The sequence below is a fragment of the Streptomyces subrutilus genome (assembly GCF_008704535.1).
GTDB classification, from domain to species: domain Bacteria; phylum Actinomycetota; class Actinomycetes; order Streptomycetales; family Streptomycetaceae; genus Streptomyces; species Streptomyces subrutilus.
This window is the reverse complement of the sequence record NZ_CP023701.1, coordinates 323,164-344,746: the sequence shown is the minus strand read 5'-3', so window position 1 is coordinate 344,746 and position 21,583 is coordinate 323,164. Positions and strand designations below refer to the sequence as shown.

Genomic DNA, 21,583 nt, shown 5'->3' with positions numbered 1-21,583 from the left:
GGCTCCGCCGCACACCCCCGGGTCAAGCAGAAGGGCGAGCGTGAGCAGCCCGTACGAGAAAGTCAGGTGAGGTGAGTTGAGCGGCACCGAATCAGCGGCCGTGAAGGAGTACTCACAGGCCGGACCTGATCCAGACCGGCAGGAACAGCGAGAGGATCCGGCCGCGCACCGGCGATCATCGCGTAGTGCCCGTGTGCTGGCGGTGGCGCTCCGTACCGCCGTCGTCCTGAGCCTGCTCACTACTGCGACCCATGTGCTGATGCTTTTCCTCCACGTGGCGCCCGCGAACTCCGTATCGAACCGTTTCGGCCCGCAGATCAACGCCTGGGTCTACCCCCTCTTCGAACAGAATTGGCGTCTTTTCGCCCCCGAACCCGACTCGGTCAACCGGCGTATCCTCGCGAGGACCGCACAGACGACTCCGGGCGGTCCGGTACGGGTGAGTGCATGGAGCGACCTGAGCGCCGTGGACCATTCCGCCGTGCGTCACAACGCCTTCCCGAGCCACACGGCGCAGAACCTCCTGCGTCGGGCCTGGACCTCCTACGTGGAAACCCACGGAGGAAACGACGGAGCGGACTCGGAACGCGCCGTGATGATGCAGACCTATCTGCGGAACATCGCCGTGGACCGCGTCAAGGCCCATACCGAGGCGAACACCATCGACTTCATCCAACTCCGCGTTCTCACGAAGCCCATTGCCGCACCGGGCGCTGCGGCCGGCCACCGCCCGCCGGGTCCCCCCGACGAGCGGCTCCTGCCTTGGTGGAAGGTGACGTCCCCGTGAGCGACGAACACAACATCCCGGCTCGGCCTCGCGCCGTCGCGCCGTCGGGCACCCTGGGCAGGAACGTGCGGGCGAGCGCGCAGCGCGGGCTCGCGGTCGTCACGGGCCGGCCCGTCTCGCTGTACGCGGTATCGGTCATGCGGGCCGGGTACGGAATGCTCTACCTGCTCTTCCTGCTGCGCGAGTTCCCGCACCGACACGAGATCTGGGGGGCCGATTCCCCCTGGACACCCGCGCTCTCCCGGCAGCTCTTCGACCAGACGGGCTGGAACAGCATCCTGGCCCTGTCCGAAAGTCGCCTCTACTTCGAACTCTGCTACGCGGCCGCCCTCCTCACGTCGGCGCTGTTCGTGCTGGGCTGGCGGACCCGTGCCGTGTCCGTCCTCTTCGCCGTCGTGGTGACCTCGTTCCATGCCAAGGCGATCTTCATGACGGACGGAGGCGACAACCTGATCCTGCTGATGTCCGTCTACCTCGCCTTCACCGCGTGCGGGCGCCGCTGGTCCCTGGACGCTCGCAGGGAACGCCGCGGCGCGGCCCGGGCACCCGGCGCCACCGCACACGACGCGCGCCGCGCGCCGCACCCCGTCCGTGAAGCGCGCGACACCCTGACGACGGTCGTGCACAACTGCGCACTCTTCGTCATGGCGGCAGAAGTCTGCTTCCTGTACGGATCCGCAGGCCTGTACAAGGTCCAGGGCACTTCCTGGGGCGGCGGCACCGCACTCCACTACGTCCTGAACCTCGAACTCTTCCGGCCTTGGCCGGCCCTCTCCCACCTCGTGGACGGGTACCCGCTCCTCATCGCGATCGCCACTTACACCACTGTGCTCCTCCAGGTGGCGTTTCCCTTCGTGCTCTTCGGCAGGCTCAAGTATCCGGTGCTGGTGATGCTGCTGGGGATGCACCTCGGTATCGCGTTGATCATGGGACTGCCCCTTTTCTCCGGCGCGATGATCGTGGCGGACGCCGTGTTCCTCCCCGACCGCTTCTACGCCTCACTGGCCGCGTTGTGTCGCCGGGCGGGCCGGGGTAAGGTCCCCTGGCCGCCGGCCTCCTCGGCCCCCGGCAAGGTCCCCTCACAGGGCAGGCAGCCCGCACCGCCCGGCGCCCGATCGAACGCGGCCGGGTGCGGCGGGGGTTCGCCCGCCCGGTCCGCATAGGCCATCGCCGCCCGGGCGATGAGGTGCTCGGAGCCTTCCGCGTCCAGGGCTTGGGCCCGCAGACGGTCGTACAGCGCACCGTAACTCCGGACCTCCGATCGTTTCTCCAGGTAGAGGTCGCTCGTCAGCCGCTCCAGATGGACCGTCCCCGCCCCGGGGGAGTCGGCGAAACGGAGGAGGGAGAACTGTCCGCACAGCCCGGGATGGGCCCCCGCACCGTGAGGAAGCACCTGCACGCTGACGTGCGGCTGCGCTCCGAGGCGCTTCAGGTGTTCAAGCTGTTCGCGCATGACGTCGGGGCTTCCGACGACACGCAGCAGTACCGATTCGTCCAGGACGACCCGGAGTCGGAAGGGACGGGCCGGATGGTGCGCCCGGTGCTGGCGCCGCATCCGTACCTCCACACGGGCCGCAACGTGTTCCGGCGAGAGCCGCGGGATCGTTTCCGCGATGACCGTGGCCGCATAGGCGGGGGTCTGCAGCAGCCCAGGGACCACCATGGGTTCGTAGGAGCTGATCGAGGAGGTTTCCATCTCCATCCCGATGTAGGCCGAGCAGGGCACCTCCCCGTAGGCGACCCACCAGCCCGGCCGCCCCGACTCCCTCGCCATCCGCATCAGCCCGTCGACGACCTGCTGGTCCTCGACTCCGTACAGACCGCACAGATCCCGTACGTCGCGCGGGCTGATCGCCCTGCGCCCGGTCTCCATGAGGCTGATCTTTGGCTGGGACACCATCAGTCGGCCCGCAACCTCCGCTCCCGTAAGGCCGCGGACCAGCCGCAGCCGTCGAAGCTCCGCACCGAGCCTGATCCTCCTGATGGTCGGGTTCCCGTTCGCCGCCGCTGGCGGTCTACCTCCAGTTCCCACCGCCTGCCGGCCGCAAGGAGCCCTGCGGCCGAGCCCAGGCGAATCCATTCGCCGGACAATGACGCACAACGAGCACCGCCGTGCGGCGTCACCGCGCGCAGGAGCGCCTGTGGTGCGTCCAGGGGATCCGCCCGCTCTCCCGTGTGGCAACCGCCAGCGGGGGTGGCATCGGCAGGGACCGTCATGTCGATCATCGGTCGAGCCGGCGTCTGCGAGGGGCGGCTCGGTCGGGGACGCTGCCGCTTCCGTCGACCGGCCGCGGTCCTCGCCGTTTCGGGGCGACACACAGGGCCCGACAGCCCGGGAGCAGTCGGCTCCGCAGCCCCGGCTGCCCAGCGCGAAATGATCGAAGGATCTGAACGTTCGAAAACCCCGGGGCGGTGAAGACGGGGCGGCGATGAGCCCCACCACGCGTCCAGTGATCGCGCCGACTGGATCAGCCTTACGCGACCACCCGCGTCCAGCTTCAGCGCGTCCGCAAGGGCGGTAACGGTCCGGGCCTGAGGCTCCTTCCCGGTGGATGTGCCGCAGAGGTCTCGGGATGGTGCCTACGGTCAGGGACATGGCCGCAGAGCGGGACGTTCGGCTCCGGTCCCTGGACGGTACGGAACGTGCGCGAACGGTAGGGACGCCGGAGCGTACGGCGACGGCCGGGTTGGCGGTGCCGGTCCACGGCGCGGGCGTGACCCGGGAGGAAGGAGACGGAGGCCGCTTCGGGGCGCCCTGGCACCGCATCCGTGCCAGGCCGGTCCGGACCGCCCTGGCACGGCCCAGGACGGGGTCGTGGTCGGGCTGCTGCGGTCCTGCCCGGCCGCCCGTCCGCGCGTGGTACCGCCCGCCGCTGTCCGGCGGCGTCCGTCCGGTGGTGCCGCGTCCGCCGTACGGTCGCCGAGAGGAAAATGGAGGGTGAGGGCAAGGTCTCTGCCCGTCACCCACCCCTGGAGCTCGCTGTGATCGACGGGCGTGCGTGGCGGAGCAACACATGCCAGGGCGCTTCGCCTAGCGTGGCCTTCCCCAGCCGTTGCGGCCGGGAGGGGCAGGGAGCCGCGTGCGGCGTTGCGGAGGTCGGCGGTGGGCTCGGGCACATTGCTCCTCGTACTGGTGATCGTGACGGCGCTGGCCTTCGACTTCACCAACGGCTTCCACGACACGGCCAACGCCATGGCAACCTCCGTCGCCACCGGCGCGCTCACCCCGCGGGTGGCCGTCACGGTTGCCGGGGTACTCAATCTGGCCGGTGCCTTCCTCTCCGTGAAGGTCGCGGAAACGATCTCCGGCGGCATCGTCGACGATTCGAAGATCTCCCTGGAGATGATTTTCGCCGGGCTATCCGGAGCCGTCCTGTGGAACCTGCTGACCTGGTACCTCGGCCTGCCGTCGAGTTCCACCTACGCGCTGCTCGGTGGCCTGATCGGGGCGGTCTGGACGGGCGCCGGACGGGCGGCCGTCAACATGGGCGAGGTCAACGAGAAGGTCCTGGTGCCCGCGCTCGCCTCACCGGTCATCGCGTGCGTGGTGGCCGTGTCGGCCACCCGGCTGGCCTACGGGATCACCCGGCGGGCGGCCCGGGACACGAGCGAACGCGGGTACCGCGTAGGACAGGTGGGTTCGGCCTCCCTCGTGGCCTTGGCCCACGGCACCAACGACGCCCAGAAGACGATGGGCGTCATCACCCTCGCCCTCGTCTCCGCCGGCGTTCTCGGTGCCGGTTCGGGCCCGCCCTGGTGGGTGGTGCTCATGGCGGGCCTGGCGATCTCGCTGGGCACGTACGCGGGCGGCTGGCGGATCATCCGGACCATGGGCCGCAAGCTCACCGCCATCGCGCCCGCACAGGGCTTCGCGGCCGAGACCAGCGCGGCCACCGTCATCCTCGCCTCGACGCACCTGGGGTTCGCGCTCTCCACCACGCAGGTCTGCACCGGGAGCATCCTCGGCGCAGGGCTCGGCCACGGCCGGGCGGACGTGCGCTGGAAGGTCGCCGGGCGGATCGCCGTCTCCTGGGTCCTCACCCTCCCCGCGGCGGCGCTCCTGGGCTCCCTCTCCGCCTCGGCCGCGGACCGCGGCGGGCTCGGGGTCGCCCTGGTGGCGACCGTCACCGCTGCCTGCGCCACGCTGCTCGCGGTCCTCGCCCGCCGACGACCCGTCACCCCGGACAACGTCAACGCGCCCCCCATCGAGGAGGTCCGCTCCTCGGTCCCCCAGCACCAGAGCCCGTGACCCTGGGCCGTAGCGGCGCCAGGTGCCGGGTGCGATGGGGTGGGTACGGTCGGCCACGGCGCCGACCATGTACGGAAACGCGTACACGCCGGCGCCGGTGAAGTCCCCACGGACCGCGCCCGCCGCCACGGCCCGTTCCGCCAGGCCCTCGCCGAGTCGGGCGAGTTCGTCGCGTATCCGGGGGATCGGCTCCGCCTCCATGCTCGCGCGGGCGAGAACGACCTCCAGCGCGCGGTCGCCGGACCGCCACCCCGCCGCCTCCAGGAGGTAGTGGCGCAGGGCATGCCCAGGGTCCGACTGCTGCGCGGACACCGACGCGAGGTGGAGGAACGTGGTGGACCGCTCGGCGAACAGGGCGCCGATCAACGACTGGAGGTCGGGGAAGCGCCGGTACGCCGTGCCGACGCCGATGCCTGCCTCGCGCGCGATCTCGTTCAGAGGGCCGGGGTGCCGCGCCGCGCGAACATCCGGCTGGCTGTCCGCATGATCAGCTGGCGGTTTCGCTCCGCGTCCGCTCGTGGCGGGCGCTGCGTCTCCCGGGTCATGCCGGGACGCCCGCCGTCACCGCGCGCCGACGCGGGTGTCCGGCCAGCAGCAGCGAGCCCGTGACGGCGCTCCAGAGCAGCCACGAGTAGACCCCACCGCGCTCGAAGACCCTGCTGTGGTGCCGCCCGTCCGGGCTGCGCGGCAGCCGCCCGCGCTGTCGGCCGCTTCTTTGGCTGCTGCCCGGTCGCCCGGGGTGCCGCCCTTCGGTGGGGCGCTGTTGATTGTGGGGCTGCGGCGCCGCACGTGACCCGCGTCCCGCCCGCCCGTCTGCTCGCGCGCCGACCGGCCGCGCGTGGCTGGTCGGGTTGGAGTCGCTCCGGGTTCAGGGTGTGCTGCTGCCGGTTGTTCGGCGCCCGGGCTCCGGCCGGTGGCCGGAGCCCGGGCGTGGCTCAGTCGGCCTGGTTGTCGGCCTGTTCGGGCAGGCAGAACAGCAGGGCCCACATCAGGGCGAGGAGGCTGGCGACCCACCGCAGTACGGCAGTGAACGCGTCGCGGTGGAGTCCGGCGTCGGCAGAGCCGCCGGTGATGGCGAAGAACACCAGGGCGGTCAGCGCGGTACCGAGGGCGATGCCCAGGTGCATGACGGTATTGAACAGGCCCGAGGCCGACCCGGCGTCCTCGTGGGGCACCCTGGCCAGTGACATGTCGGCGAGCGGACCGCCGACCATGCCGAGGCCGAAGCCGATCAGTACCACCGGAGCGGTCATCCCGAGCAGGGTCAGGTCCGCCTGGCCTGCGTCGATCTGGAGCCCGTAGGCCGCCGTCGAGGCGAGCGTGATGAGGGCTCCGGCCTGTGGCAGCCGGCGGGCGAAGCGTCCGCCGGTCTTCGCCGTGACCGTCGCGCCCGCCAGCTCTCCCAGGGAGAGCAGTACGAAGGCCAGGGCCGCGTGGAAGGGGCTCATGCCCAGGCCGCGCTGGAGGTAGAGCGTCCAGGTCATGAAGAACAGCCCGCACAGCAGGCCGTGCACCAGCTGCGCGGCCATGCCGCCGGAGAACTGCCGGCTTCGGAAGAGGGACAGGGCCACGAGCGGGGCACGGCCCTGCTTGCGCTGCTGGTGGCGCAGGAAACCACCGAGGACGAGAAGGCCCGCGCCGAGCAGGGCGAAGCACCACAGCGGCCAGTGACGGAGGTGCCCCTCGGTGAGCGGGAAGACGATCAGGACGATGGCCAGGGCGGACAGCAGCATGCCGGTCAGGTCGAGCCGGTCGGCCTTCTTCACGGTCGACTCGGGGATGAACCTGCGTCCCAGGAGGATCACGGCGAGGCCGACGGGCACGTTGACCAGGAAGATCGGCCGCCAGGACAGCCCGAACAGGTCGGCCTCGGTCAATAGACCGCCCATCACCGGGCCCAGGACATTGGCGAGGGACATGACGGCCCCGTACAGGCCGAACACTTTGCTGCGGTTCTGCCCCTCGAAGGTGACATGGAGGGTGGCCAGGATCTGCGGGATCATCAGGGCCACGCCCAGGCCCTGGAGCCCGCGGGCGCCGATCAGCACGCCCGCGCCGCCAGCAAGGCCGCACAGCAGCGAAGCCGTGGTGAACACGACGGTGCCGATGAGGAGGACCCTGCGTCGGCCGTAGCGGTCGCCGAGGCGACCGCCGGTGATCAGCCCGACGGCGATGGGCAGTGAATAGCCGGTGGTCAGCCACTGCACCGCGTCCGGGCCGGCGCCGGTCGATTCCTGGATCGCGGGCAGGGCGGTCAGGACGACCGACTGGTCGATCATGTCCATGAGCTCGGCGCCCAGCAGTGCCAAGAGCGCGATCCAGGCGGCCGAGCCCATCTTCGACAGGCCGGCTGTGGGGTGGGCTGGGGGCCGGGCGGTGTGCTGCGGCTCGTTGTCGAGCGCGGAGGAAGACACGACGGGGAAACTCCTGATCCAAGGGGATCGGGGAGCCCTGCCGACGGCCGCACCGGGGCCGGACACGCGAAACCCGGGGCAGACGGCAGAGCTGCACCCGGGAAGGAAGACTGCGGGGAGGGTGACGCAACTCAGGCAAGCGCGACGTCCGCCCCCGGACACGTGCGTCACGACAGCACGTGGGGAACACGGACGACTACACGGCCTGGTTGATAGGACGTCACCTCAAGATCGACACAGAAGGAACAGGAGATCCGATCACTGCCACCGACGACTCGGCACAGGAACTCATCCACGATACGACATCCCAGCCCCCACCCGTAGACCGAGTGGCGGACTGCGACCGTCCTGCGGCCGCGGTGGGGTCGGAGACCGGAGGCGCGGCGCGGCGAACGCAGCCGCGTAGGCGGTGAGGGCCGGGGCCCTACGACGGCTTGCGACGCCGGGAGGCGCGGCCGTCAGGCGGCGGGTGCGGCAGCCTCACGTGGCGGCGAAACCCTGCTCACGGCCCTCGGCCGTTCCGGATGGCGCGCCGCCCGCCCGGCCCGGATCCGGCGTCGCTCGTCCTCGTGAACGCCTCAAAACGACCCGGCCGTCCGACCGTCGGGGCCGTGCAACACGCCGGGGCGCAAGCGAAGCCGTGCGAGCAGATGGTGCAGCGGCGTCCGGGCAGGCCCCTGCCTGCTTCGCTCGGCGCGCTTCAGCGCCGAGACTCGCTCAACCCGGGTGACCGGTCGCTCAGGAGTACCTCGGCAAGGGCCCGCCACTCGGCTCGCGGGAAGCTGTGCGGTGAGCGCGTGACGACCTGGACCGCCACGTGGTCGGCACCTGCGGTCAGGTGTTCGGTGATCCGGTCGGCGATCCGTTCGGGTGTGCCCCGGGCGAAGACCTCGTCGATGAGACGGTCGCTTCCCGGTGCTGACAGGTCGCTCGTGGTGAACCCTGAACGCAGCCAGGCGTTCGCGTAGTTCGGCTGGATCAGGCACGGAGCCAGTGCCGCGCGAGCAGTCGCGCGGGCGGACGGCACGGTTGAGCCGTCCAACTCGTCGAAATAGGTGCAGAGGGCCGTGTACGGGAGGCGGTAGCGCGCTTCGGTCAGCGGGTGGCTCACGGCCAGACCGAGTATCAGGCGCTCACGACGAGCGGGCGGCAGTGCGTGACAGCCCGCGGCGAGTGTGGCCGCCTCCTGCGTCCAGATCGACACGCCTGCGGTGGCCACGGTGATGCGGTCGGTGGCCGCGAGCAGCTCGGCCGGCCTGACGAGGTCACCACGGGGATGTCCGCCGGGACGGCCGCCGACCAGAGCGTGCCGTAGCCCAACTCCTCCAGTTCGGCGGCGGCCTGAGCTGCACGGTGTCCATTCCCGTGGGTGAAGGCCAGGCTCCGGATACCTACTCTCCCCAAGCTCATGGCATGTGAGTACGACGCGATGTCCAGGCCCGGTACCAGGACCGGCTTTGCGAGGCCGAATTGCCCTGACATCTGCCCGAAACGCTGGCCTTGCGTCGTCACCGGCCGACCGTGGCGACCTCGGCGTGACACCTCCCCGGGAGTCCGGAGTCCATCACGGCTGGTGCGAGGTGAGGGTGCCGGGTGGAGGCGGTCCCGGAAGACGACCACCCGGCAGCCCACTGGGCTGCGCGGTGGCCCATCTGCCGGGACTGACGATGCGGCGGACCGCCGATCTCGCTCATACGGTCTTGACCGCTCCGTTCGGCAGGGGACGGCCGGGGACCGACGCGGTGAGCTCGGGCGCGGGCGCCGTCTGGGACGTTGCGGCCGCGGTTTCGCGGGCGAGGAAGGCGCCGAGTTCGCCGATGGTGCTCATGAGCGGTGCGGGGAAGACCACGGTGGTGTTCTTGTCGACACCGATCTCCACCAGGCTCTGCAGGTTGCGCAGTTGCAGGGCGAGCGGGTGGGCCATCATGGAATCGGAGGCGTCGCCGAGCGCGGCGGCGGCCATCGATTCGCCCTCCGCGTTTATGATCTTGGCCCTCTTCTCCCGTTCGGCCTCCGCCTGACGGGCCATCGCACGCTTCATGCTGTCGGGCAGCTGGATGTCCTTCAGCTCGACCAGGGTGACTTCCACACCCCATTCGGCGGTGGTGACGTCGAGGATCTCGCGGATGCCGAGGTTGATGCGGTCGGTCTCCGACAGGGTCTCGTCCAGTGTGTGCTGGCCGACGACCTTGCGCAGCGTGGTCTGGGCGATCTGGTTGATGGCCGCTCCGACGTTCTCGATCGCGACGACCGATTTGACGCCGTCGACGACGCGGAAGTACGCGACCGCGGAGACGTCGACGCTGACGTTGTCCCGGGTGATGATGCCCTGGGACTGGATGGGCATGGTGACGATCCGCAGGGACACCCGGTGCAGGACGTCCGCGAACGGCACGATGAGGCGCAGGCCCGGCCTGCGGGTGCCGATGAGCCGGCCGAACCGGAACAGCACGCCCTGCTCGTACTGCTTGACGACCTTGACGGCCATGGCGAGTACGAGCAGGACGAGAGCTGCGAGGACGACCAGGAGAACGATCAGAACTCCCATGGTGCTGCTCCTCCCGGAGAAGACGGCACCCCGTAGGGGTGCGGTCCCGAATGGTGGCGGAGCAGGGGCGTGTCCCGGGTCCGTCGCAGGGTGCGCACCGGTACGGCTCGGTGCCGCGAGCCTGCCTGTCTCCAGGGTCGCTCCGCGGCGGCCCGCGGGGCAGGGGCCGAACGGTCCACCCTTCCGAGCTGATCCGCCCCGCCCGCCGCGTCACCCGGGAACTCCGCCGGTGCTGCGGTCCGCAGGGCTCAGGTGGACATCGTCGAACCGGGCCGTGAGCCGGCCGGTCACCGCGACGACTCCGTCCAGCTCCCGGGCGAGCCGCACAACGAGGCGAATCTGGCTGCTCCTTGCCAGCCGGCCGTCCAGCGTGACGACCCCGTCCCGAACCCGCACGCCCACCGCTTCGGAGTCGATTCCCATGGTCTCCGCGAGTACGTCGTCGATCACGCACCGGCGTATCTCGTGGTCGGGGCGCAGGAACACCCTGAGCAGGTCCCGTCTGGTGACGATGCCGACCAGGCGGTCCTCCTCGTCGACGACAGGGAGCCTCTCCACGCCGCGCCGGGTCATGAGACGGGCGGCCTCGGTGACGGTCCGCTCGGCACGGACGGTGACCGCCGGCGCCGACATGAGCTCCTCGGCGGTGCTCTCACCGCGGCCGGTGAGATCGGTCCGCGAGACCACTCCGAGGACGTGATCGTCGTCATCCATGACCGGCATTCCGCTGATGTCGTGCGCGACGAGCAGGGCCCCCACCACCGCGGAGGAAGTCCGCCCGACGACCGAGACGACCTCGTCGGTCATCAGGAAGCCGACTTTGGCGTGCCTCATGTCCCGCTCTCCTGTCCGTGTCGGCCGGCGGCGCATCTCGCGGAACGCCCTCACCCGCCACCCTCCGCCGTGCGCCGCCCGCGACGCGAGTGCCGAACGGTCCTGCGCCAGGACTGACCGGTCCCCGGGCGGCGCGGGGCGACGCGGTTCGACAGCACGCACGGTGACCGGCCGATCGGCGGACGGACTACGCTGAAGGACGGGCTGGTACGCAGACCTCTCTCGACGGCGCCGGAGGTGTCCATGGTCGGGGCCGATCGCGATGCCGCGCGAAGCGGCAGCGCGCAGGGGAGGCCGGACGGCCTCCACGCACCGAGCACGGACGCCCGGGGGACCCATGACCGGCTGAACGGGCTGCTCGGGGCGGTCATGTCGGTGGGGCAGGAGCTGGACCCGACCCAAGTGCTGCGCGGGATCGTGGAGGCCGCGGTCGTCCTCGTGGACGCGGAGTACGGTGCGCTGGGCGTGGTGGGGGACGACGGGCGACTCGCCGAGTTCATCACGGGGGACATCGGCGGCCCGCTCCGGGCGGGCACCGCAGCCCCTCCCATCGGGCCCGGACTGCCGGGCGAGCTGATCGGGCATCCGCGATCGCTGCACCTGGCCGACCTCGCGGCGCACGCGGCCGCCGCCGGCGTTCCGGAGCACCATCCGCCGACGCACTCGTTCCTCGGCGTACCGATCAGGGTCCGTGATGAGGTGTTCGGCACCCTCTACCTGACGGAGAAGCGGGGTGCTGCGGACTTCGACGCCGAGGACGAACGGGTCCTGGCGACCCTTGCCATCGCCGCGGGGGTCGCCGTCGACAACGCCCGCCGCTACGAGGAGGTGCGGCTCCGGGAGCGCTGGCTGGCGGCCGGCTCCGACTTCACGAGCGCCCTGCTGTCGGGCTCCTCCGACATCGAGGTGCTGGAGGGCATGCTGGAGCGCGCCCGGGACATCATCTCGGCCGACATGTGCGTCTTCTACCAGGTGGGGCCCAGCGGCGAGCTGCACGGTTCGCTCGCCCTGGGGGAGGGGGCCGACGCGCACCGGGGGATCGTCCTGCCCGGCAGCGAGGGAATCCTGGGAGGGCTGGCCCTGGCCGGGGACGGACTGATCACCCTCGCGGATGCGGCCACCGATGTCCGGGTCGCGGCGCAGTCCGACGTCTGGACGGGCTTCGGGCCGGCCGTGGCCGTCACGGTGGGCACCACGGCGCAGCTGCGGGGGGTGCTGATGCTGGCACGGCGGGCCGGCCGGCCCTCGTTCGGCGCGGCCGAGGTCGCGCCCCTGCCCGGATTCGCCGGGCAGGTCGCCCTGGCCCTGGAGCTGGCCGACCGGCGCCGGGACACCGAACGGATGAGCAGGCTCGCGGACCGCGACAGGATCGCCCGCGACCTGCACGACCTCGCGATCCAGCGGCTCTTCGCGACCGGGATGACCCTGCAGAGCGCGCAGCGCTTCGTGGAGCATCCCGAGGCGAACGAGCGGCTGAGCCGGTCCATCGACGACCTGGACGAGACAATCAAGATCATTCGCTCGACCATCTTCGGACTCCGGGACCACGAGGCGGCGGGCGGCGTCCCGAGGCTCCGGGTCCGCGCGGTGCACGCCGTGGGCGAGGCGGCCGGGGTGCTCGGCTTCGCACCCGCTCTGCGCATGGAGGGGCTGATCGACACCGACGTGCCGCCGCTGGTCGCCGACGACGTGGCCGCGGTCCTCGGTGAGGCCCTGACCAACGTGGCCCGCCACGCGCGGGCGGCGCGGGTCGACGTCTCCATCGTCGTGACGCACGGCGTGCTGGGCGTGACGGTGAGTGACGACGGCGTGGGTATCGCGCGGGGCGGCCGCCGCAGCGGCCTGCGCAACCTGGCGGAGCGCGCCGAGGCACGTGGGGGCGCGCTGTCCGTCTCGTCGAGTCGGGGCGGCGGAACGCGTCTGGACTGGCGGGTCCCGCTCGGGTCTCCGGGGTGAGCGGCGCCGCCGTCAGCGGCCCGACTCGTCGTGCTCGCGCACCTCGGCGGCGATGACCGCCGCCTGCACGCGCCGTTCCACCCCCAGCTTGGCGAGCAGGCGCGAGATGTGGTTCTTGACCGTCTTCTCGGAGAGGAAGAGCCGTTTGCCGATCTGTCGGTTGGTGAGCCCTTCGCCGACGAGCTCCAGCACGGCCCGCTCGCGCTCGGACAGCACCGTCAGCCGCTCGTCGGCCGGCGGTTTCCCGGTGGCGGGGCCCCGCAGTGAGCTCATCAGGCGCGTCGTGGTCGCCGGGTCGAGCATCGACTGCCCCGTGGCCACCGTCCGGACGGCCGCGACCAGGTCGGATCCCCTGATCTGTTTCAGTACGTACCCGGCCGCTCCCGCCATGATGGCGTCGAGCAGCGCGTCCTCGTCGTCGAAGGACGTCAGCATGAGACAGGCGAGCTCCGGCATCCGCGAGCGCAGTTCGCGGCAGACGGTGATGCCGTCGCTATCGGGCAGCCGCACGTCGAGCACCGCGACGTCCGGCCGCAGGGCGGGCCCGCGGGCCAGGGCCTGCGCGGCTGTCGCCGCCTCGCCGACCACCTGGATGTCGGGCTCGGCGTCCAGGAGGTCGTGGAGCCCCCGACGGACGACCTCGTGGTCGTCGAGGAGGAACACCCGGGTGGGGGGCGCGGCGGCAGCTGGTGCATCGGTCATCCACGCCACACCCTCGGGTCGGATACGTCGGGGGTCAATTGTCTCAGACGCGGCTTCCGCTGCCGTGGGGCGCGTACAGGTCGAGCAGCCGGATCCGCGCGGAGACGAGCCGGTGGACGAGCACCTGACCCACCCACTGCCACATGGCGGAGGCGAGGGCCGGGTCGGCCTCCATCAGCGTCCGCACGGCGGCGGCGTCGAACTCGTCGGTACGCACCGGCGTCCTCGCCTCGGCGCCGAAGTGCCAGGTGTAGGGGCGGAACAGCCAGGACCAGCCGACGAGCTCCCCGGGTCCGACCGTCTCGACCACCGCGGCCTGCCGTCCGGGTACGCGCACGTCCATGGAGACGCTGCCCGACCGGACGACCCAGAACCGGCTGGTGTTGCCACCCTGGTCGAACAGGCGCGCACCGGCGGGGAAGTTCGCCGCGTGGGCCACGGTGAGCAGGCTGCTGCGCTGCTCCGGGGACAGGGCGCGGGTGAAACGGTCGGGTGAGGAGGTGAGCCGGTGCGGGGACGAGGTGCTCATGGCGGTTCTCCGTTCGGGTCCACCTCCACCTTCTGCCGGTGGCGGTCGCCCGGTAAGGGCCGTTCGGTACCCTCCCGGCCGGCGCGCCCCGGAACGCGGTCGACGACGTCCGTAGCCGACCATGATTTCGTCGAGCAGGAGCAGGAGCAGGAGCAGGAGCAGGAGCAGGAGCAGGAGCAGGAGCTCAAGGCCCGATACGGAACCGACCCGTGCCATCCACGCGATGACCACAGTTCTTCACCGCCGGTTGCTTCCCGAATCGGGCGACGGCAGCGGATCCCTCCCCCAGTGGGGAGGCCTGGGGTCGTGGTCCGAGGTGGCTCGCATTCCTGGGAGGAGGGGCTCGACGGCCCCCGGGAAGGGACCGTCCGGCCCTGGGCACGCGCCGGCAGCGGGTACAGCCTGGAAGGGACGCTCCACTGGACTGCCGGCGGGATGGGTCCTCGGCCGCCCGCGGCATCGAGGGGTCGCCACGTTCGCATATCGGCTCGGATGGGAAAAGGTGTGACGATCATGGGAAAGCCCGCAGCCGACACGTCCCCGACCGAGGTCCCCGCTGCCCGCGGTGACCTGGGGCGGCGTGTGAGCGCCCGCCGTGAAGAACTGGGCATCACGCGCGAGGACCTCGCGGAGCGCTGCGGGGCGGCCGCGTCGTACATCGCCTACGTCGAGGAACGGGCCGCGGCGCCCAGCATGGGCATGCTCGTGAGTCTCGCGGACGGACTGGGCACGACGGTGGCCGAACTGACCGGGAGGACCACGGACCGTCCCCCCGGCGCGGGGACGGCGATGCGCGATGCGGAGCTGACGGGCCTGAGCGAGGCCGAATGCCGCCGCCTGCTCTCCACTCACGGGATCGGCCGGGTCGGGTTCTCCGGACCGGAAGGGCCCGCCGTCTTCCCCGTCAACTACGTCGTCGTCGGGAACGGGATCGCGTTCCGTACGGCGCCCTTCTCCCGGCTCGCCGGGGCGTCCGGGACCGAGGTCGCCTTCGAAGTGGACCACATCGACGACGCGATGCGAGAAGGCTGGAGCGTCCTGGCCGTCGGCGAGGTGTCCGGCGTCACCGACGAAGCGCGAATCCACCACCTGCACGCGGTCGCCCGCTCCCTCCCCTGGGCCGGCGGCCCCCGGACGCACTGGATGTCCATGACCCCCACCCGGATCACCGGCCGCCGTGTGCAGTCCGGGTGAGACCCCGTCACATCGAACGGCCGACCGGCACCCCGAGAGCACACCGGGCGACGGCCCGCCGCACGACGCGGGATGGTCTGCGCGGCCCCTCGTCCTCGCTGTAGCACGCCGGCCACGAAGTCGGCTCAAGGAGATGGACACCATGGCAAACCCCGTGACCGTGGGCCTGGACGGTTCCCGGGAGAGCGTCACCGCAGCGTGCTGGGCCGCGCGCGAAGCCGACCTGCTGGGCACCCGTCTGGAACGGGTCCAAGTCCAGGAGGAGCCGGGACGGCCGGCAAGGCCTCTGCTTCGCGTCGCGAGCACCGAAGTCCAACGGCGTTGGACGGAGGGGCTGCTCCACGAAGCGCGCGACGAGGTACGACGCCTGTACCCGGACCGGGAGGTCACCTCACGAATCGGTCCGATCACGCACGCGGTCCTGCATCATGCCGCGGCTCCGGTGGCCGTCGTCGCCCATGAGTGAACGCCCTCAAGGACACAGCAGTCCTGATGCACCGACCGAATTCAGGCGCGCCGGCCTTGGATCTGAACGTTTGAAAACCTCGAAGCGGTGAAGACGGGGGTTAACACCGTTCTTATTCATCGAGGTAGGAGAAGCGCATGGGCATCATTGCCTGGATCTTGATCGGCCTGCTCGCGGGCTTCATCGCGAAGGCCCTGATGCCGGGTAAGGACCCCGGCGGCGTCATCGTCACCATTCTGATCGGTATCGCGGGCGGGTTGCTCGGCGGGTGGCTCGGCAAGGTCATCTTCGGCGTCGACTCCATCGACGGGTTCTTCGACCTCTCCACCTGGATCGCCGCGATCATCGGCTCCGTGATCCTCCTCGCCGTCTACCGGCTGGTCACCGGGAACAAGCGTCACCATCGCCACGCCTGAGCGATCCGGCGCACAGACGTAGGCGGCTCCCCCCTTCGAAGGGGGGAGCCGCCTACGTCTGTCGGCAGTGCCGGAGCCGGAAGTACTTCGCGCCGCTGCCACCGTGCGAAGGCAGGATTCCTCTACTCGGACCTGGTCGATCATCGGGATCCGCTGCGTGCGTGGTGGCGGGCGCCCAGGCTCCGCCCCTGGGACGGAAGAGGGGTCGACGGCCCCTGGTGTGCTGTCGCTTGGCGGCGGCCAGGCGGTCGGCCTTCGCCCTCGGCATGTTCCGCACGACGTCGATCACGTTGCCGCCACCACCATCCGGTCACGGACACGATCCACGGGACAGGCTCTGGCTACAGGTGTCGACGAGGTATCCGCGTGCGGCTTCAGGCTGCGGCGGTGGGTTCCGCCGGTCCGGTGGTGGGGCGGTGTTCGGTGTTGATGCGCTGGGCTTCTTCGAGTTGGTCTTCGAGGATGACGATGCGGCAGGCGGCCTCGATGGGGGTGCCCCGGTCGACGAGTTCGCGGGCGCGGGCGGCGATGCGGAGCTGGTAGCGGGAGTAGCGGCGGTGTCCGCCGGCGGAGCGGAGCGGGGTGATCAGGCGGGCTTCGCCGATGGCGCGGAGGAAGCCCTGTGTGGTGCCGAGCATGTCGGCGGCCCGGCCCGTGGTGTAGGCGGGGAAGTCGTCGTCGTCGAGTCGGCCGTACGAGTCGTCTGCGGTCATCGCAGCTCTTTCACGGAACACGTGGAGGGGCCCTGGTGCCTGTGGCACCAGGGCCCCGAAGGAACTGCTACACCATCTGCCGGCCCTGGTACTGCGCCGGCCTTCTGTATCCGCTGACCTGCCCGATCGTGGGCGGGTGCTGCGGGGATCGCGGTTGCTTGACCGGAGACCACCTCACTGTCGATGTCCTGCGGTACCCGGACCCAGACCTCGATCCGGGCGATCCTGATGGCGCCTCAACTCCTCCGTTCATCCCTCGGACGATCAACTGCCTACTCCTGCGAACTGCTGGTGATGCGACCTGCTTGTAACGCTCGCGGCCTGATCCAGCGCCACGTTTTCGGCAGCCAGCCCCGTTGCCCGTCCTACATCTGCCCTGGCTTTGAACCCCACTGCCGAACCTCCCGGTGCGCGCGCCCGCAGCCGACGCCTTCACCGAGGTGCTGCTCACTGACTTCACTGCTGGGGTACTGCCGCGGCGGCCCCTGATGACCGCGGGCCGCCCGGTCCGGTCGTCAGTCCCGTCGCCGTCCTGCACCAGCCTGGCTTCGCGACTCCACCACCGCACCGTCCTACGTGTACCACTGCCCGGCAGTTCGTCTCTGCCGAGCCCTTCTTGACTGGGCTACGAGAGAAACCATAACCACACCACCTCGCAATGTCTACTCTGGCCGAGACAGATTTTCCTGCGGCAGGCGAGGAGGTAACCGCCCGTCGACAAGCACAGGTGCGGGCGGACACGGTCCACGGCAACGGACAGCGACGACGGGGGAGCCATGAGCGGACGGAGCGGTCACACACCTCACCGAGCCGGCCCTGACCCCGACCAGACTTGGCCCGGCCTGATCCGTGTCTCCGTTGAGCTCGACCTGGATGCCCGGAGCGGCGCCGAGCTCGACACGGTCCTGCGAGGCGCGGCCGTCGATCCCGGCAGCCCCTCGGAGGTCGCGGTCGACGTCGGCGGCCTCGCGGTCTGCGACTCCACCGGCCTGAACATCCTCCTTCGCGCCCGCGGCGCCGCCGTCGCCCACGGCCGAACCCTTCGCCTCAAGGGATCCAACCTCCAACTCCTCGGGCTCCTGTCCCGCACCGGAGCCCTCCCCTGGCCGAGGGGCACACCGCGGTCACCGTCGGCTTAACCCGTGCAGAACAGGGCACAAGCCCCGCACGGGCAGGGGCAGGACCGGGCAACGACCAGAGACCAGGTGACCTGATGGACACGATGAGCGTCACCCTCACACGCGCCGGCGCCGCGACATCCATCGCCGAAGCGCGCGAAAGCGCCCGGCGGTTCCTCGAAGACCTCCTGCCGGCGGTGGCGGCCGGCGTCGCCGAAAAGGTGGTCATGGTCGTCTCCGAACTCGTCACCAACGCCCTGCGCCACGGCGGTGGCGCCTACACCCTTGACCTATCCGCCCACCCCGACACGATCGAGGTGGCCGTCGGGGATCCCAGCCCGCGGATGCCACGCATGCGGACCCCCGACCTCGTCGACGGGACAGGTGGATTCGGCTGGCGCATGGTCAACGACCTCGCCCACCACGTCGTCGTCACGCCCGGCCCTCAAGCCGGGAAGACCGTCCGTGCCTTCCTCTCCCGGTAGCGCGCCGGTCCGTATCCGAGGGCAGTCCGGGCCCGGGTGGTCCTGTTTCGGCCGCCCTGTTTACGGGGGCTTTCAGTGGCCATACGGGGTTTCGTAAGGCGTTTCCACCGAAGAGGGAGTGATCAGCTGTGTCTGGTGAGCAGAAGACCGGGGCGAAGGTCGAGCAGGCCAAGGGCAAGCTCAAGGAGACCGCTGGCCGCCTGACGGGCAACGACCGGCTGACCGCCGAGGGCCGCGCGGAGCGGGCCGCGGGCGACGCCCGCCAGGCCAAGGAGAAGGTCAAGGACGTCTTCAAGCACTGATCGGTGGCTGGGGGCCGGAACCGCGGGAGCGGTTCCGGCCCCCAGCCACGTCTGTGCACTACGAGCCTGGTTCAGGCAGCGGCGGGCTCGGGCCGGCTCAGTTCGGCCTGGCCGAAGAGGAGGGCGTAGCCGCCGGGGAGCCGGCGCAGGATGCGGGCGAGGAGGTCGGGGCCGGCGAGGCGGGCGACGACGGCGAGGACGGCGCCGGTGTCCCAGCGGGCGACGGCCGGGGTGGCGCCGGTGCGTGCGGCCACGTCCTTGACGAAGCCCCAGCCGGTGAGGTGTTCGGTGGTGGGGATCTGGGCGGTCAGGGTGAGGGCGGCCTCGACGGGCAGACACTGGGCGAGGTCGACGCGTTCGTCGCCGGTGAGCTGGTGACCGAGGGCGGCCAGGACGTGGTGGACGGCTTCAGCGGCGCGTTCGCGAGTGGGGTAGGCGCCTTCGTAGCGCACGCGTTCCAGCATCTGGTCGAACGTCATGGCGGAGGTGGCTCGGTTCGGTCGAGGCTGGTCGTACATGGCTGCGGTTGCCTTTCTGTGTGAAGGATCCGGCTGTGTGAAGGATCCGGCCTGCGGCCGGTGGAGGCCAGGTGGTCTGGGCGCTCGGGTGGGTCGACGGTCAGGTGGGCTGGGGGTGGCCGAAGAGGAGGTCGTAGCCCGGGGGGAGCTGGAGGAGGACCTCGCGGGTGAGGACGTCGCCCGCGGCGGCGGCCGCGGTGGACAGGACGGCGCCTATGTCCCACAGGGCCGTCTTCTCGGTGGCGCCCTCGATCCAGGCCGCGGTCGCCCGGACGAACCGCTCGGGCGAGAGCGGCTCCGCGGCCTGGAGCGGGTTCAGGAGGATCAGGGCGTACGTTTCCGGGAGGCGGGCGGCGAGTTCGGCCCGCACGCTGCCGGCCAGGTGCGCGCCCAGCAGGGCAAGGACGACGCGGGCGACGCGATCGGCCTCTTCCGGTGTCTCGTATTCGCCGCGTTCCTGGACGTGTGCCAGGAACGACTGCCTGCGCATCGACATCACGTCACCTCCGGGACAAGGGTGGTGAAGGGGTCGGAGGAGGTGCGGAGGGCGGGGAGCCGGAGGGGGAAATCGGCTCGTCCCGCCCTCCGCTGCCGGCTGATGCCGGAGGGTTCAGCCGGAGATCTGCTTGCGGCCGGCGTCGCCGATGCTGATCTTCCGCGGCTTGGCGCGCTCGGCGATCGGGATCCGCAGGGTCAGTACACCCGCGTCGTAATCGGCCTCGATGCGCTCGGTGTCCAGGGTGTCGGCCAGCATGACCTGGCGGGAGAAGACGCCCAGGGGCCGTTCGGAGAGCTCCACCTTGACGGAGTCGGCCTTCGCCGCGGGGCGCCGCTCGGCCTTCACCCGCAGCATGTTCCGCTCGACGTCGATGTCGATCGCGTCGCGGTCCACGCCGGGGAGATCGAAGGCGATCACGTACTCCTCGCCCTCGCGGTAGGCGTCCATCGGCATCACCGACGGCTTCGACCAGGTCCCGGACGTACCCGACAGCTGCTGGACGATCCGGTCCATCTCGCGGAACGGGTCAGTGCGCATCAACATCGCGAAACACCTCCAGTTGGTTCAGGCAGAAACTGCCAATGCGCTTCAACGTGCTTCCGTTGTAGCATGTCATCGGAACGACGACAAGCAAGGAGTCATCTGGAGGATGACGAGACGACGGAGAGTTCCATGACCGAGCCCGACCCGGCGGCCACACCCGTACCCTTCTCTGCCGCTGCGGCGGCGCTGGAGGCCATCAACCAGTCCGTACGGGACGCGCAGCAGCCCCCCGCGCACACCCCCGCCGCCCCGGCGCCGTCTGCGGCCGGATCCGGCCCGCACCCGGCCCTGGCCGCACTGTCGACGCTGCGCGAGGTCCGCGAACAGCTCGCCGGCTGGGAGAGCGGACTGATCGAAACCGCCCGCGGCGAGGGTGCGAGCTGGGCCGACCTCGCCGGACCCCTCGGCGTAGCCAGCCGTCAAGCCGCGGAGCGCCGCTACCTCCGCCTGCGTCCCGGCGCGCCCGGCTCCACCGGCGAGGAACGAGTCCAGGCCACCCGCGACACCCGCGCCGCCGACCGCACCGTCACCGCCTGGGCCCGCGACAACGCAGCCGACCTCCGCCGCCTCGCCGGCCAGGTCGCCGCCCTCACCGGCCTGCCCGCTGACGCCGCAGACGCGGTCGGCGCCCTGAACCTCGCCCTCGGTCACGACGACGCCGCCCGCCTCGTCCAACCCCTGACCGAAACACGCGCTCATCTGCGGCCCCAGGACGCCGACCTCGCCGCACACATCGACACCCTGACCCGGCACACCGAACAACTCCGCCAGAACACCCATGGACAGCGCAGCACCTGAGCCGGGAACCCACACCGGTGTCCTGGAGCGCGCCCCGAACCCGCCGATGCCTGCCCGAACCCGACCGTGGTCCACGGGCCCGCGCAGGGGCCGCCCGAACATGTGCGCCAGACCGCGCGGCCGCGCCGGGCGCCAAGCGCGGGCCTGCCCCGTCACACGACCGGCTGCGCTGCTGCCAGGCGTCAGCCCGTCGGTCCGTCTCCAAGGTGGTTATGGTCCGCCCGGCCTGACGCTGCTGCCAGGCCGGCCGCGCCGCCACCACCGCCAGCTCACCCGGCCCAGGCCCAACCCGCCCACCGGAGGGCCGGCGTGGGCCCTTGCGAGATCGACGGCGGGGCTCGCCGCAGGGGCTCCCTGGGGCCGGCGCAGTGTGCCCGCCGCGCGGCCCGATCGTCGCGCGGCTCGGGATCGAAAGGGACACTGGACGTCACGCAGCGCCGCAGGGCACTGACGGAGCAACTCGGCGAGGTGATGCGGGGTCCGCCCGCAGAGGTCGGCGACGGACCGTTCCG

General features: G+C 71.1%; 21 protein-coding genes and 1 pseudogene. 11 read left to right on the top strand and 11 right to left on the bottom strand.

What is annotated here, in order from left to right; genetic code table 11:
- The first annotated feature begins 76 nt into the window (after positions 1 to 76).
- A complete protein-coding gene (locus CP968_RS01545) occupies positions 77 to 787 on the top strand; it encodes a DUF5819 family protein (protein ID WP_373304147.1) in 711 nt (236 codons plus the stop codon).
- Between the two features lie 137 nt (positions 788 to 924).
- Entirely contained in the window at positions 925 to 1,950 is a 1,026-nt protein-coding gene (locus CP968_RS01540) for an HTTM domain-containing protein (RefSeq protein ID WP_150521631.1), read from the top strand.
- Positions 1,951 to 1,973: 23 nt separating this feature from the next.
- On the opposite strand, the pseudogene CP968_RS01535 reads toward CP968_RS01540, so the two are convergent.
- A pseudogene (locus tag CP968_RS01535) lies at positions 1,974 to 2,867 on the bottom strand (helix-turn-helix domain-containing protein); the annotation flags it as partial.
- A gap of 1,023 nt (positions 2,868 to 3,890) precedes the next feature.
- On the opposite strand from CP968_RS01535, the gene CP968_RS01530 reads away from it, so the two are divergent.
- On the top strand, positions 3,891 to 5,036 hold the full coding sequence (locus CP968_RS01530) for an inorganic phosphate transporter (RefSeq protein WP_150516261.1): 1,146 nt from the start codon (positions 3,891 to 3,893) through the stop codon (positions 5,034 to 5,036).
- Positions 5,037 to 5,971: 935 nt separating this feature from the next.
- On the opposite strand, the gene CP968_RS01525 is transcribed toward CP968_RS01530, so the two are convergent.
- The 4 genes from CP968_RS01525 to CP968_RS01510 form a co-directional block, all read right to left on the bottom strand.
- Positions 5,972 to 7,450: an MFS transporter gene (locus tag CP968_RS01525; RefSeq protein WP_150516260.1), complete on the bottom strand. Its 1,479-nt coding sequence runs from the start codon at positions 7,448 to 7,450 to the stop codon at positions 5,972 to 5,974.
- Between the two features lie 700 nt (positions 7,451 to 8,150).
- The gene (locus CP968_RS33945) at positions 8,151 to 8,669 is read right to left on the bottom strand and encodes an LLM class oxidoreductase (RefSeq protein ID WP_167536740.1); all 519 of its coding nucleotides are present in this window, start codon (positions 8,667 to 8,669) and stop codon (positions 8,151 to 8,153) included.
- A 471-nt stretch (positions 8,670 to 9,140) separates the two neighbouring features.
- The gene (locus CP968_RS01515) at positions 9,141 to 9,998 is read right to left on the bottom strand and encodes a slipin family protein (protein WP_150516259.1); all 858 of its coding nucleotides are present in this window, start codon (positions 9,996 to 9,998) and stop codon (positions 9,141 to 9,143) included.
- 210 nt (positions 9,999 to 10,208) lie between these two features.
- Positions 10,209 to 10,832 carry a CBS domain-containing protein gene (locus CP968_RS01510; RefSeq protein ID WP_150516258.1) on the bottom strand — a complete coding sequence of 208 codons (624 nt, stop codon included), beginning with the start codon at positions 10,830 to 10,832 and terminating at the stop codon, positions 10,209 to 10,211.
- Between the two features lie 243 nt (positions 10,833 to 11,075).
- Between CP968_RS01510 and CP968_RS01505 the strand changes: the two genes are divergently transcribed.
- Positions 11,076 to 12,788, top strand: a complete 1,713-nt coding sequence (locus tag CP968_RS01505; RefSeq protein ID WP_150516257.1) for a sensor histidine kinase — start codon at positions 11,076 to 11,078, stop codon at positions 12,786 to 12,788.
- 12 nt (positions 12,789 to 12,800) lie between these two features.
- Here the strand turns inward: CP968_RS01505 and CP968_RS01500 are convergent, their stop codons facing one another.
- Complete coding sequence (locus tag CP968_RS01500; protein ID WP_150516256.1) at positions 12,801 to 13,490, bottom strand: response regulator; 690 nt, start codon at positions 13,488 to 13,490, stop codon at positions 12,801 to 12,803.
- A 43-nt stretch (positions 13,491 to 13,533) separates the two neighbouring features.
- Complete coding sequence (locus CP968_RS01495) at positions 13,534 to 14,019, bottom strand: cyclic nucleotide-binding domain-containing protein (protein ID WP_150516255.1); 486 nt, start codon at positions 14,017 to 14,019, stop codon at positions 13,534 to 13,536.
- Between the two features lie 513 nt (positions 14,020 to 14,532).
- Between CP968_RS01495 and CP968_RS01490 the strand changes: the two genes are divergently transcribed.
- The 3 genes from CP968_RS01490 to CP968_RS01480 all read left to right on the top strand — a co-directional run bounded on the left by CP968_RS01490 (position 14,533) and on the right by CP968_RS01480 (position 16,095).
- Positions 14,533 to 15,213 (top strand): helix-turn-helix domain-containing protein, encoded by a 681-nt coding sequence (locus CP968_RS01490; RefSeq protein WP_150516254.1) that lies wholly within the window; start codon positions 14,533 to 14,535, stop codon positions 15,211 to 15,213.
- Between the two features lie 133 nt (positions 15,214 to 15,346).
- Complete coding sequence (locus tag CP968_RS01485; protein WP_150516253.1) at positions 15,347 to 15,679, top strand: universal stress protein; 333 nt, start codon at positions 15,347 to 15,349, stop codon at positions 15,677 to 15,679.
- Between the two features lie 137 nt (positions 15,680 to 15,816).
- Entirely contained in the window at positions 15,817 to 16,095 is a 279-nt protein-coding gene (locus CP968_RS01480) for a GlsB/YeaQ/YmgE family stress response membrane protein (RefSeq protein WP_150516252.1), read from the top strand.
- Positions 16,096 to 16,469: 374 nt separating this feature from the next.
- On the opposite strand, the gene CP968_RS01475 is transcribed toward CP968_RS01480, so the two are convergent.
- Positions 16,470 to 16,808, bottom strand: a complete 339-nt coding sequence (locus tag CP968_RS01475; protein WP_150516251.1) for a MerR family transcriptional regulator — start codon at positions 16,806 to 16,808, stop codon at positions 16,470 to 16,472.
- 776 nt (positions 16,809 to 17,584) lie between these two features.
- Here CP968_RS01475 and CP968_RS35620 point away from each other — a divergent pair.
- From CP968_RS35620 to CP968_RS01460, 3 genes are all read left to right on the top strand, one after another.
- On the top strand, positions 17,585 to 17,947 hold the full coding sequence (locus CP968_RS35620; protein ID WP_150516250.1) for an STAS domain-containing protein: 363 nt from the start codon (positions 17,585 to 17,587) through the stop codon (positions 17,945 to 17,947).
- A gap of 74 nt (positions 17,948 to 18,021) precedes the next feature.
- Positions 18,022 to 18,411 (top strand): ATP-binding protein, encoded by a 390-nt coding sequence (locus tag CP968_RS01465; RefSeq protein ID WP_150516249.1) that lies wholly within the window; start codon positions 18,022 to 18,024, stop codon positions 18,409 to 18,411.
- Positions 18,412 to 18,539: 128 nt separating this feature from the next.
- On the top strand, positions 18,540 to 18,713 hold the full coding sequence (locus CP968_RS01460) for a CsbD family protein (protein WP_150516248.1): 174 nt from the start codon (positions 18,540 to 18,542) through the stop codon (positions 18,711 to 18,713).
- Between the two features lie 71 nt (positions 18,714 to 18,784).
- On the opposite strand, the gene CP968_RS01455 is transcribed toward CP968_RS01460, so the two are convergent.
- The 3 genes from CP968_RS01455 to CP968_RS01445 all read right to left on the bottom strand — a co-directional run bounded on the left by CP968_RS01455 (position 18,785) and on the right by CP968_RS01445 (position 20,273).
- Positions 18,785 to 19,231: a DUF2267 domain-containing protein gene (locus CP968_RS01455; RefSeq protein WP_150516247.1), complete on the bottom strand. Its 447-nt coding sequence runs from the start codon at positions 19,229 to 19,231 to the stop codon at positions 18,785 to 18,787.
- A 100-nt stretch (positions 19,232 to 19,331) separates the two neighbouring features.
- On the bottom strand, positions 19,332 to 19,727 hold the full coding sequence (locus tag CP968_RS01450; RefSeq protein WP_150516246.1) for a DUF2267 domain-containing protein: 396 nt from the start codon (positions 19,725 to 19,727) through the stop codon (positions 19,332 to 19,334).
- 114 nt (positions 19,728 to 19,841) lie between these two features.
- Entirely contained in the window at positions 19,842 to 20,273 is a 432-nt protein-coding gene (locus tag CP968_RS01445) for an Hsp20/alpha crystallin family protein (protein WP_150516245.1), read from the bottom strand.
- Positions 20,274 to 20,402: 129 nt separating this feature from the next.
- Here CP968_RS01445 and CP968_RS01440 point away from each other — a divergent pair, with 129 nt between their 5' ends.
- On the top strand, positions 20,403 to 21,071 hold the full coding sequence (locus CP968_RS01440; RefSeq protein ID WP_150516244.1) for an HSP18 transcriptional regulator: 669 nt from the start codon (positions 20,403 to 20,405) through the stop codon (positions 21,069 to 21,071).
- Positions 21,072 to 21,583: the final 512 nt, after the last annotated feature.